Source organism: Streptomyces sp. NPDC053367, assembly GCF_044545925.1.
Lineage (GTDB): Bacteria > Actinomycetota > Actinomycetes > Streptomycetales > Streptomycetaceae > Streptomyces.
This window is the reverse complement of record NZ_JBITYN010000017.1, coordinates 54990-68733: the sequence shown is the minus strand read 5'-3', so window position 1 is coordinate 68733 and position 13744 is coordinate 54990. Positions and strand designations below refer to the sequence as shown.

The 13744-nt window shown below is 71.9% G+C and carries 2 protein-coding genes; both read left to right on the top strand.

The window, feature by feature from the left end; translation table 11 throughout:
- The first annotated feature begins 256 nt into the window (after window positions 1–256).
- Window positions 257–1108, top strand: a complete 852-nt coding sequence (locus tag ACIGXJ_RS35860) for a hypothetical protein (RefSeq protein ID WP_399654708.1) — start codon at window positions 257–259, stop codon at window positions 1106–1108.
- Window positions 1109–1777: 669 nt separating this feature from the next.
- On the top strand, window positions 1778–13702 hold the full coding sequence (locus ACIGXJ_RS35855) for a hypothetical protein (RefSeq protein ID WP_399654705.1): 11925 nt from the start codon (window positions 1778–1780) through the stop codon (window positions 13700–13702).
- Window positions 13703–13744 lie beyond the last annotated feature (42 nt).

Here is a 13744-nt window from a genome sequence, read left to right as displayed (position 1 = left end):
CCATTAGATAACAGCAAGAAGCGGGTAGACCTCCGCGGGGCCAAGGCCCCGCCTCCGGGCAGCCCGGGGGTCGTATGAGGACCGTATCGGGCCTGCACGGACCAATTTGGTCCGACACGGACCGAGACGAGACCCGCAGCTGGCTGGGGAGGGACGAGGCAGGCTTCTTGCTGTTATCCAGGGTCTCGGCCCTCCCCACACGGGACGGTCCGCTTGATGACCAACTCGCTTGAACCGGGCTCGTACCCTGTCTGCCATGCCCCAACCGAACCCGCGCACCACCGACGCCCTCACCGCGATCGGCGCGTTCATGACGGCGCAGCAGAACGCCGGGTACGCCTTCGAGACCGTACGGCTGCGCGGCACCCTGCTCACCGAGTACCTGGAGCACGTCCTCAACGCGGAGAAGAGCACCTCCATCACCGCCGAAGAGCTGGTCCAGCCCGAGCGCGCGGACTCCTGGCTGGAAGCCGCCAACGTCGGCGAAACCCGGCGCCGCAACACCCTCCTCGGACCGGACGCCGTCGCCGCGCACGACTCCCAACGCGCCCGCATCCAGACCTACAACACCTTCGTCGACCACCTCGGCCTGTCCAGGCTGCAGCGCGCCTATCCGCCCACCGGGCACGGCGACCGGCTGGAGCCCGAGCAGGCCTACAAGCTGCTGCGTACCCTCGCCGTACGGCGGCCCACCGGCGCCAACGCCGCCACCGCCATCCGCACTGCGGCCGTGGCCGCCCTCGTCGCCGCCACCGGCCACTCCGTGCCCCAGCTCCACCAGCTCAACGTCACCGACGTCGACCTGGAGCGCCGCCCGGTCCCCGTCGTCACCGTCGCCGACCTCGACCACCCGCTCGACAAGCACACGGTGGAGATCCTGCGCCGCTGGCTCGACGTCCGCGCCGGCATCACCAAGGCTCTGGAAGGCAGCGACCCCGGTTACCTGTGGATCCCGACGAAGCCCGGCCGCGAGCGCGCCGGCGTCCAGCCGCCGAGGCCGGGCTTGACCCGGGCCGCCGTGCGCACCCTGCACGCTGCACACCGCAACCTCGTCCTGCAGGTGATCGGCGTCCCCCTGCGCCCGTACGCTCTTCTCCCCCGCCGGTGACGCCGGTAGACGAAGACGGTGACCGTTCGGCACTTCCGGGCCTTCACATTGGGGAATGACGCTCCTGGCGCCGCTCAGGGGCGTTCTCGGCGATGTTCTGTGGAGGACGTGACGAGCTGTTCCACACTCGCGGGGACCTGTACTCGCTGGGCTGCCTGCTGTACGAGCTGCTGACCGGCCGCACCCCGTTCGGTGATCTGAACATTTCCGCCCTGATATACGCCCATGTCAACACCCCGCCCGCACCGCCCTCCAGCTCGTCCCCGCCTCCCGGCTCACCTGCCCGCCCGCACCCACCACCCCGGCCCTCGGCCGACACAGATGTTCCCCGAGGCCGTGTAAGCCCTGCGCAGGAGCCGCTGAGCCCCGCTGGGCGTCAGGCGGATGGGACAGACGCGGCGAGGTCTGTGCCGGTGGGCGGCCGACTGTCTCCGCAGGTCGGCGTCGGCGTATCACGATCGAGGTTTTTGGCCTTGGTCGGTAGGGTCCGGTGGGGATGGCGTGGCATGTGCGTGCTGGCGTGCCGCGGGGAGCCTCTGGTACGGGGAGAAGCGCATGGGGGATGAGCTCGCGGCGTTAGACACGGAAGCGGGGACCGCCTCCGAGACGGAATCGGCTGCCTCGCCTGGTCAGCTGTCTCTTCCTGAAGGAGCTGAGCCGGTCGACGGCGTGACGGGCTATCACGCGGTCATCAAGGGCAGTTCCGTCACCGTGTTCGGTCCGGACGGCACCGAGATCGGCTCCGCCGCCCGACGGGGGTACAGCGACGCTCTGGTCGGCCGGGTCGGGGACACGCGCCTGGTGAGCGACGGGTACGGGGACGGGCGGTTGTCGTCGTTCGCGATGCTGGCCGCGCGCCATCACCGGGCGGCGGTGGACCCGGGCGTCCGCGACAAGGTGTGGGTGCGGTGGGAGGAAGACGGCGTCGCCGCGGTGTACGGCACCGACAAGTACGACGACGACGACCGCCGGGCGGTGAAGGCCGGGAACCTGTACTGGTCGGGGCAGCGCCAGGGATGGGCGACCGGCCGGAAGTGGAACCCCGGCACCCGCGACCGCAACCTCGCCGCCGTGCTGCGGGCGTTCGCCCGGCAGGACCGCAACATCGTGGTGCTCGGGCCGGGCCAGACCCCGCAGGATCTGGTCGCCTCACCGACGGCGGCCGCGGCTGTTCCGGTGCAGCAGGCTCCGCCGGCGGCGCCCGCTCCCCCGCCCGAGCCGGAGCCGGAGCCGCTGGACCTCACCGGCCTGTCGTACGAGGAGCTGGTGGAGGCGGAGGGCGCCGCCGCCGTTGAGCGGTCCCGGAACTTCAGCGCCGCGGCGGAGGACCGGTTCCATGCGGTGAGGCAGGAACGCGGCAGACGGCTGCTGGACCGGGTGACGGCGTCGGCGCCGGTCACCGAAATGCGCGACGAGGACCTGGCCACCGAGAGCGAGTGGTGGCAGGCGAACAGCTACAGGACGCCGTTCCTGTCCTCCGATGAGGAGTACCGGACGCTGGAGCGCCACTACCAGGCGGTGCGCACCGAGCAGTACGCGCGCATCTCCCGGGTCCTCCTGGCCGGTCCGGCGGCGGCGGACCTGGACGACGAGGCGCTCGAGAGCACCCACGAGCAGATCGGCCGGACCTGGACACGCCTGCCGCGCGACCATGAGCTGCACGACCAGGTCGCCGACTACCGCAGGGCCGTCCAGGAGGAACGGACCGCCCGGCGTGCGCGGTCCTACGGCGAGCGGACGCCGGTGGGCGAGATGACGCTGGAAGACCTGATCGCCGAGAACGCCGAGCTGGCCTCGAGTCTCAACGCCCGCAACGAGCAGTCCGCCTACTCCTACAGCGAGGCGGTCAGGGAGGCCCGGGCACAGCGGCTGCAGGCCGTGGAGGCGGAGTGGTTCCAGCGGGGTATGGAGCAGCACCCGGAGGCGACCCGCGCGAGCTTGGGCGGGAGCATCGCAGGCCGCCGCACCGTGCTGATCGACGGCTCGGTTCACACCTACGGCTACGTGGAGCGCCAGGGCCGGACGTTCCGGGCCCTGGCCGACTACGACCAGCGCAGCAGCATCGGTGACTTCGACTCCGCGCCGGCCGCGATGGCCGCCCTCGTACAGCGCTACGACCAGGACCCCGAGACGCTGCCGCGGCGCACCTGGGGCCTGGAGCGGGAAGTGACCCTGCCGGTCAGCTCCTACGAGCCGCTCGTGTCGTGGCTGCGGCGCAGGCCTTCGGAACTCTCCCGCGAGTACGACCGGGTGCTCACCCTCCTCACCCCCTATCAGCTGCCGACGCAGACGAAGGTGGTGAACCCGCTCACGAACCAGGTGATGCGGGCCTACCTGTTCGACTTCGAGGAAGGGCTGCTCGGGGAGCTGGCGCGGATCGCGGAGCGGACCACGGAGGACCTGCGCGAGCAGTCGCTGGACGAGAACCTGCCCAGGCGGGAGAGGGAGGCGGCCAAGCGGCGCATCCCGGCGATGGGTGCCGCGCTCATCGGCATCAACGCGGTGATCGAGCAAGTGCGCGCTGCCGGCGGCGACGTCGAGCGGCGCGGGGTGGACCAGTCCCGGCTGGCGGCGCAGATGGCGGCGCTGACCGGTACCGTCAACGAGCAAGAGGGAGGCCCGGCCGATGGCGACGATGAGCCAGTACGAGACGCTTCTGCGCAGGCACTGGGAGGAGTTCCGGCCGCGGGAGCTGGCGGCGATGCAGGACCCGGACGGCCGCTTCCGGAAGCTGGGGGCGCAGATGAGCGAGGCGATCGCCGCGGCGGAGGAGGACCTGGAGGAGACCCTGGAGCCGGAGACGGATTACCAGGCCCGGGTCGGACAGCTGGAGCAGATCAGGGCGACGGCGCGGGAGCAGGTGCTGCGCGAGATGCTGCCGCCGCCGGAGGACGCGGACAGCCCGGCGGCGCCGCTGAGTCCGGAAGCGGCGGAGCTGGCGAAGATCCGCAGGGAGCTGGAGAACCTGTAGCGCGGTTCCGCCCCGACCCGGCCGACCTGCCGCGCGGCCCGCTGGCCCGCGCCGAGGCGAACCTCGAAGCGGTCAAGGTGCTGCGGACGCTGGAGAGCGACCGCCGCGGCGCCACCGCCGAGGAGAAGCGCGTCCTGGCCCGCTGGTCGGGCTGGGGCTCGGTCCTGACCGTGTTCCTCGACGAGCCGGACCCCGATGAGCCGATCTACCGGCCCGGCGGCGAGTGGGAGGGCAGGTTCGAGGCGGACCATGCCCGCTGGGAGTCCTACGACCGGGTGCGCGGCGAGCTGCAGGAGCTGCTGGACCCCTTCGAGTGGCGGGCGGCGTCCCGGGCCGTGCTGTCGGCCCACTACACCCCGCAGGGCGTCGCTGAGGCGATGTGGCAGGGCCTGGCCGCGTACGGCTTCGACGGCGGTGAGGTCCTGGAGGCCGGGTGCGGGTCCGGCGCCTTCTTCGGAGTGGCCCCGCAGACCGCGCGGCTGACCGGCGTCGAGGTGGACCCCACCACCGCGGCGATCGCGGCCCGGATCTACCCGCACGCCAACGTGCTGTCGGAGTCGTTCACCGACACCGACGCCCCGGCCGGCACGTTCGACCTGGTGATCGGGAACGTGCCGTTCGCTCAGGCCCCGTTCGGGGAGCGCCGCTACGGCGCGACCGGGCACTCCCTGCACAACGGCTTCATCATCAAACAGCTCGCGCTGCTGCGGCCGGGCGGCTACATGGCCGTGATCACCTCGCGGTGGACGCTGGACGGCGAGGACACCTCCGCCCGCCGTGCCATGTCCCGCTGGGGCGACCTGGCGGCCGCATACCGGCTGCCGGCGGGCACCTTCGGCGAGACCGCCGACACCGACGTGGTCGCCGACGTGCTGGTCTTCCGCCGCCGCGCGCAGGACGAGGAGCCGGGCGATCAGACGTGGATCGACGCGCCGGAGCGGGACCTGGGCGGCAACACCCTGACGGTGAACGCCTACTTCACCGAGCACCCGGAGCACGTGCTGGGGCGCCTGACATCCGAGACGGGGCCGTACGGGCCGCGGGTGACGGTGCAGGGCGACCCGGGCGAAGCCCCCCGGCTGCTGCGCGAGCGGATGGAGGCCTCCGCCGCCGCGGCGGTCGCCGACGGCCAGGGCTACGTCCCGCACGAGGACGGACCCGACCGCGCGCCGCTGCTGCTGCAGACCGCCCGCGAGAAGCACGCGACGGACTTCACCGGCCGCCTCTACACCGACGACCACGGGCAGATCTGGCAGCACGTCAACGGCGAGGGCCCGGTCCGGGTCATCGCCGCCGACGGTGTCACCGGCACCGAGCAGCTGCGGATGCTGCTGTCGCTGCGCGACACGGCGAGCGAACTGCAGGAGCTGGACCGCACCGGCAGCGACCCCGACCGTGCGCGCGAGGTCCGCAGCCAGCTCGCCCGGCTACACGCCGCGTACACCACGGCGCACGGGCCGCTGTCCCGGCCCCGGCAGACCCGGATGGCGCTGCCGACCGACGAGGCCAGGGCCGCCGCCCGCGCCGCCGGCGCCGAGCTGGACGACCACGAACGCCTTCCCACGGGCTGGGGCTGGTTCCGCCAGGACCCGCACGCCGCCGTCGTGCTGGGCCTGGAGCACTGGGACCGGGCGAACGACCGGCCGGTGCCCTCCGAGGTCCTCACCCGGCGGCCGGGCGCCCGCCGCGACGACCTGGAGCCCACCGACGACCCGAAGACGGCTCTGACGGCCGTGATGGGCGCCACCGGCAGCGTGGACCTGCCGCTGATCGCCTCATTGCTCGGCACGACTCCCGAAGAGGCCCGCCGCCGCCTGGGCACCGAGGTCTTCGACAACCCGGTCACCAAAAAGCTGGAGCACGCCGGCGCCTACCTGTCCGGGCCGGTCCGGGTGAAGCTCGAACAGGCCCGCGAGGCGGCCGCCACCGATCCGACGTACGCGGTGAACGTCGCCGCGCTGGAAGCGGTGCAGCCGCCGCCCAAGCGCCTGGGGCAGTTCACCGCCCAGCTCGGCGCGCACTGGATTCCCGCTTTTCTCGTGCAGGGCTTCCTGCGGGAGTACCTCGGCGACCCGACTCTCCAGGTCAGCCATAACGAGCGGTACGGCTGGTCCCTGGCCGCAGGCAAGGTGCCAGACGCGATCAACGCGCTCAAGGGCACCGAACGGCGCTCGGCGGTGCACATCGCCAAGGCCCTGCTCGGGCGGGCCTCGATGGTGGTCAACACCCTCGACGGCGACGGGGTGGACGAGGACGCCACCCGCGCGATGCGCTACAAGGCCGACGCGATGCGGTCGGCGTTCGAGGACTACTGCACCGCCAGTACCGCCCGGGTCACGCTGCTCACCGACGCCTACAACCGGCAGATGAACGGGCACGTCGTCCGCAGCTACGACGGTCTCGCCCCGACCCTGGCCGGGCTCACGACCGAGCGGACCCCGCACCCGTGGCAGCTCTCGGCGGCCGCGCGGATGCAGTTCGAGCGGGGTGTGGTCCTCGCCCACGAGATGGGCCTGGGCAAGACCACCACGATGGTGATGGGCTCCCAGGCCCTGAAGGCCTCCGGGCAGATCACCAAGCCCTTCGCGGTGGTCCAGCCGCACCTGGCCCGGCAGTGGCTGGACGAGGCCAAGCTGCTCTACCCCAACGCCGACATCCACCTGATCACCTCCGACGACCTCGCCGACGGCAACCGGCGCCGGGTCCTTGAGTGGCTGCGCGCGAACACCCCGGACCTGGTGATCTTCACCGAGGGCGCGTTCGGGTCGATCCGGATGAGCCCCGAGCAGCAGGAGCTGTACCTCTTCCGCGAGATCGAGTCGCTGAAGGAACAGCTCAAGCGCGAGCGCGGGGTCCCGCACAACGCCTTCGCCCTGATGCAGCTGGAACGGCGCCTGACCACGGTGGAGACCCGCATCCGGCGCAATGCCGCGCCGATGCGCACTCCGGGCGAGGTGTACTGGGAGGACCTGGGGTTCGACTACGCGCTCGTCGACGAAGCGCACCGCTTCACCGCCGTGGGCTTCCGCTCCAAGGAGGCCGGCGGCGAGGCCGCGAGCGTCCGCGCGGTGGACATGCACCAAAAGCTCAGGTGGCACCACCAGGTGGCGGAGCTCCACGGCGGGCGTCCCACCGTCACCCTCGGCACCGGCACGCCGATGGAGAACTCGATCTTCGAGCAGTACTCGGTGCTCGAACTGGCGACGCCGTGGCTGCTGGACCAGTTCGGGGTGCACGGCCCGGACCTGTGGGCGGAGACCTTCGGGCAGAAGGTCCAGCGCATCGAGATGGCGCCGGACGGCAGCGGCCTGACGATCGTCGAACGCTTCTCCCGGTTCGTGTCGAAGTCCACGATGAAGACGATGTGGGGGCTGGCCGCCGACACCAAGACCGGCGACGACGTCGGGATCGTACGGCCCAAGCTCGCCGGCGGTGCGCCGGAACTGGTGCTGGTGGAGCCGACCGCCGACCAGCGTGCCCGGCTCCAGACGCTGGTGGCCCGCGGCCAGGCCATTCACGCCGGGGAGGTCACCCGCGAGGAGGACAACATGCTGGCCGTCTCCGGCGAGGGCCGGGCGGTCGCGCTGGACCCACGGCTGGTGGACGCCGGCGCACCCGCGGCGAACAAGCTGGTGACGGCGGCCGACATCATCGCGGCGGGGTACCACGCCCACAAGGACCGTACCTACGCCGTCTCCAGCCGCAACGACACCCTGCACCCGGTCCCCGGCGGACTGTTCTTCCTCTTCTGCAACAGCGGCACCCCCGGCGGCAACAACAAGGGCGGCTTCGACCTCTACGCCGAGCTGCGCGACCTGCTCGCCGCCCGCGGCGTCCCCCGCGACATGGTCCAGTTCGCGCAGGACCACCACACCCCGGAGAAGAAGGCCGCGATGACCGAGGCCGCCAACAACGGCGGCATCGCGGTCCTCATGGGCTCCAGCGAAGTTCTCGGTACGGGCTTCAACGGCCAGAACCGGGCCTACGCCCTGATGCACCTGGATCAGGACTGGACCCCGGCCATGATGATGCAGCGCGACTTCCGCGTCCTGCGCCCCGGCAACCAGCACGAGGAGGTGAACATCTACTTCCTGGCCACCAAGGGCAGCATGGACGCCTGGCAGGTCGGACTGCTCACCTCCAAGGCGGAGGGGCTGCGCGACATCCAGCGCCCGCCCGGCGAGGGTGACGACGACAACGACACCGTCGAAGAGATCGGCGCGAGCGACTGGGACTACGCCACGATGGCCGCCGAGATCGGCGGCAACCCCTTCATGCGGCAGTTCATGGAGGCCAAGGTCCACCTCCAGGGCCTGGAGGCCGACCGGCGCAACGCGGCCGCCGACCGCGTCCGCCAGGCGGAGCTGCTGCTGGCAAAGGAGAACGAACTCGCCAGCACCCAGCGTGCCATCGCCCTCCGGGATGCCGCCCTGCCGAAGGTCACCGCCACGATCCGCGGCGACGCCTTCCAGATCCGGGTCGGCGGCCGCGACTTCGACAAGCGCGGCGAGGCCGGTCCGCTCGTGCGCCAGGCCGTCGCCGACGCCCTGCGCGGCCACAGCAGCCTCGGGACGGGGCCGTGGACGACGATCGGCACCTTCGGCGGGCTCGACTTCGCGGTACGACCGGAGATCCTGGACGGCGGCTCCGAGATCCGTGCCCACGTCGGCTTCCCCGACCTGCGGCACAGCGAATTCGTCTGCTCCATCGGCGACCTGGCCAACCCGAGGTTCGGCGGCACCATCATCGGCCGCCTGGCGACCGCGTTGGAGAAGGCCGAAAACCACCAGCTCATGGACCGCGAGCGCCTTCCGGTGCTGGAAGCCGAAATCACGCTGCTCACCGCGCAGCAGGCCTCCATCGACTACGGCCCGGCCATCGAGCACGCCCGGCGCCGCGTCGAACTGCTGGACGCAGTGGTCGGCGCGATCACCGAGCGGGACAAATTCCCGGAGCTGACCGAGTCCATGCTCGACCCGGAGAGGTACCGCACTCCCGAGAGCCGCAAGAAAGCCATCGCGGAGCGTGTCGAGCAGCGCGCACCCCATCAGGCCAAGGTCGACCAGGCGGCGGCCGCCCTTGCCGCGTTCGACGAGACAGCACCCGCCCCGGAACTGCCCACGGCCCCGGCGCCGGCGCCGCACCCGGCACCCACGCCCGCGCCCGTGCCCGTGCCCGCTGAAACGGCCGCCAGGCCCACCCGCGGCTCCGGCAGCCGCCCCGCCGAGGGCGCCCAAGTCCGGCCGGAGCCTGAGGACGGCAGCACCGAGGAACCGCCACAGCAGACCAGCGAGCCGCCCGGCGACGCGTACGGGACGGCCAACCTGTACGAGGAGTTCGGCCTGACTCCGCCCGACCACGTCCCGAACCCGGCTTTGCAGGATGAGACGGAGCCGGACACGGAGGCGGAGGAGACCGACGGCGTTCCGGAGGGGCAGATGACCGTGGAAGAGGTGCAGAGCGAAGCAGCGTCCGCTGACCCGGTCGACCGGCGGCCCGACTCGTCCGCGGCGGCGCCGACCGACGTCGAGCAGCCCACGCAAACGCCTGCCCCCGACCAACCCCGCGCCCGGACAGAGGAGGGTGCCGCAGAACAGCTCGGGCTGTTCGGCGACCCGGCCGTCGGCGGCGGCGAGGGTCCTGCCTCCTTCCCTGCCCAGTTGCACGACGGGGAGAGCGTCCGGCCCGGTGACCGCGAGAACGACTGGATCGTCACCTCTGCCGGGGGCGTGGAGTATCGGCTGCGTGGCATCGCGGTCGGCACAGCCGATGAGTTCTGGATCATCAAGACGCTGCCGGAGGCGCCGGACACCGGCCGCGCCAGTGACGCCCCGGACGACCAGACCCCCGATCGGCTCATGACCTGGCTGCGCACCGACTCCGCCAACCGGGCGCTGGTGCGAGAACGGGCCGAACGCCACCCAGCCCTGCCCTCGGGGGAGATCCCTTTCACGCTCGAGCCCGTCGTCACGCAGCTCGAAGACAACTACTGGCGGGTGACCCGCTACGGCGTCGAGGGCCGGGTCAGCCGCTTCCACTGGGGCTTTGTCGGCCATCCGGTCGAGCAACCGGTCAGCGGCGGCACCCCAGACGGCCGTGGCATGCGCCGTGAGTACGCGATCTGGAGCTCCACGGTCCATGGCCTGTCCAACACGCCCACCGAGGACCTGCAGATCCTGGGTCCCCACTTCGGGACCACAAAGGAGTGCGCCGCGCACGGTCCGGGATTCGCCGGCAGCTGCCAGAAGACCGACCCGCGCCTGACGGTGGAGCTGCAGGGCGCGGGCCCGGTCGTGATGTGCGTCGCCGCGATGACGTCCCGCCTCATTGCGCACACACAACTCCTCGACGCCGCCCGGGAGCTGGACGAGTCCTGGACGACCACCCAGGAGCGTGCCCAGGAACTGGTGTGGGATCGCGCCGGGGCGGCGCAGCGCGGGGAGTCCCTTCCTCCCCTGTCGGATGCATGGGCCGCGATGATCGAACAGGCCCGGACTGAGCCAGAGCGTCGCTCTGCACGTCCGCGCCGCGCCTCGGGCGGGCGGCTCCGGGAGGCTGCCGTGGCGGCGCCGACGCTGGAGGACGTCGCACCGGACGACGCCCCGGCCACCGCCGCGTTGCCGGAGCTGGATGTGGTGCTGCAGGACGTGGACTTGGCGACTCTCGCTCCCGGCGAGCCGTACGACGTCGACGAGGAAGCACGTGCGGACATCGACCGGCTGACCGCGGCGTTCACCCGATGGGAGGCCCTGCCAACCGTTCAGCGCTACTACGAAGCTGACCAGCAGCAGCGACCCGACGGCGACGGTGACCCGACCAACCCCATCGCCCAGCTGGCGGCCGCCTACCGGGACGCCGAACAGTCCCTGCGCGACAGCCCCGCAGGGTCCTTGGACGACCTGCTGCTCCACATCCACACGGTGGCGGTGTGGAGCGGCGCCCTGGAGCCCGCGGTCGACGAGGATCTGCGCGGCCCGCTGGGACAGGTACGGGAGGCCGCCGCTCTCCTGGCAACCCGCTCGCGGGCGACGGTCGCCGCCTTCGAGGCGGAGCTGGCCGCCCTCGCTGCGGACTCCGCGGAACAGAGCCCTGCCGTTCCGGAGCGGGCAGCTCCCGAGGCAGAGACCGCCGAACAGCCTGCGGGCATCGCGGGCGCTCCGGAGACCCGCACCGAGTCGGGTCCTGACGATCCGGCCGCGGCCACCGGTGCCACGCAAGACACCCCGGCGCCGGGCCCCCAGGAAGCCCAGGAGTCACCGGCCGGCGTCGGCCCCGCTCCAGGCGACCCCGTGGCAGACATCACCCAGGACACAGAGCCCGCAGGTGCGGTCCTGCACGAGGAGATGCACGAGACACGGCGCGAAGCACCGTCCACCGGCCATGACAGACCTCAGACGGCGGACGGCGACCTGCAGACGCCGGAGCCCGGCACGGCAGCCGCGCCGACGGCTCCGGCCCCCGCGGAGGAGGACGCCCCCAGTGACGAGACGGCGCAAGACGCTTCGGAGGAGCCGACCATGACCACCCCGCCGGTCCCGGAAACCGCCGACACACCAGGCGAGCCGCTCACCGAGGAGCCGCCCGAGCCTCAGCGCTACTTCGAAACGATCCCGTTCACCGGGGACCTCCGCTACCGGCTGCGCCTGTCCGGGCTGGACGGCCAGCCGGTCGACTCCGGCCAGGTGCTGCAGGGCGACCTCGTCATTGCCACCGTGCACCGAGGAACCGAAGGCGGCTGGGTCGCGCAACTGGCCACCGAGGGACAGCCTTCGGACGTCACCTACCCTGCCGATACGCCGCAGGACGCGGCCGCCTGGGCAGCCGTCATGTACTCCGCGTTCACCGGCGTGCCGTACGGTCCACCGCTCGGCCCGGCCGCCGCCGACGAGTCGCGGCAGCGAGTCGACGTCCTGCGGGCCAATCTGCGCGAGGTTGCCCTGGAGCATCGCGCTGCCTTCGCCAGCGCGGCTGCCCAGCCCGCCGTCGCACAGAACCCACACCTTCAGGAGCTGGTCGGCAGCCTCGACGGCCTGGCAGCCGCTGTGGCTGAGAGCTACAGCTCACAGCAGATGACGCAGCACATCGACGCCGTCCAGCAAGCCGTCAACGCCTGGGGTGCAGCGCTGCCGACCGACCCAGGCCATCCTGAGCGCAGGCAGCTCGCCTTTCCCCTGGCCTATCTCCTGTACGACTCCCGTCGCCTGCACGAACACGTACAGGCGACGCTGGCCGCGGCCCAGGCAGAACGAGCCGCCGTCCACGACCAGAAGGCAGCCGCAGCACCTGAGACCACCGCGCCGGAAACCACGACGGCACAGACCGCGCTGCCGGTCTCGGAAGCGTCCGGAACTCCCGTAGTCCCGGACTCACAGAGTCCCAAGGCAACGCAGGACACCGGCCCGCAAGCCGACACAGCAACGGATGACGGACGGGCTGCCCAGGCCGGGCCCGACCCCGTGGGGGCCGCACCGACCGCCCCAGACCCCGCCCGGCCGCTCCAGGAGACGGTCGAGCCTGCGGCATCGGCCAGTGCCCAGATCGCCGTGCAGAGACCTGAAGCCGCGGCCGACAGCGTCCGGCAGGCCGGAGATGAGACGCATACCGATGCACCGGAGCTCGTCACGTCCGGCCCGGATGCCGTGGAACCGACCTCGGAGGAGTTGCCGCTGTCGACGACCACCGAGAGCCGCAGCATCCAAACGAACGACCATCCGGCAGACATGGTGGCCTCCTTCTCGGACGTCATGGAGGCATGGAACGAGACCATTCCCGCCGAGCAGGGCACGGCTGCGGACCTGTGGGCATCCGTGGAAGCCGATTTGCGCACACTCCAGCAACAACTTGCCGAAGCCGTCGCGGGGGGCCCGCCCGAAGCCGCGCCGGACTCCGCGCCTGGGCCGAGCACGCAGACCACACTCGAAGCGCCGGCGGCTCCTGGGTGGGCGAGCCCTTCTGCGTTGCCCGCGGACCCCGACGACGCGACACACCTGGCGCAGGTGGTCAACGTGGCTCTGCAGCAGGCCGACGCGCACGCCAGCACCTTGCAGCAACTGCCCGAGTGGCAGCGGATCCAGACGGTCCGCGGCGCCTTCACCCATCTATGGCGCGTGATCCGGGAACGGGCCGGAGAGCACTGGGGGCGGCTCCTGCAGGACGACCGTGTCGGAAACTTCTTCCGCGGGGTGGGGGTGCGGGTTTGTGAGGGCATTGCCAGCTGGGCACAGCGGGGCGCCGACCGGCTGCGGCGCTCAGGCCAGGAAGCCCTCACCACCCTCCCCAGCGCCGAGGCCCTCCTTCGTCTCGGTGATGCCGCCCTCGCCTACAGCGGCCGCCCTCACTCCGCCGGTACCGCAGTCCCGTCTGTCCCCGTTTCCGGCCGTGAAGTGGACGTCCCGACTCTGCGCCGGATGGGACAAGCCCTGGCACGCCCGCTCCCGGCCCAGCAGGGGGTGCGGACGCCGCCAGCGCCTGCGGGCCCGCGGGTTTCCGCGGCGGCCGCCCGGGCCCGCTCGAACACAGTCGCGCGCAGGCCCGCAGGACCCGCGAGCAGTGCGGAACAGGCAGACCACCTGCGCCGGAGCAGCGGCGAGCAGCAGCCCGGGCGCAGGCCCAACCAGCGGTAGCCACCCCCACCGTTGGGCCGTCAGGAGACCGGCGGCGTCACG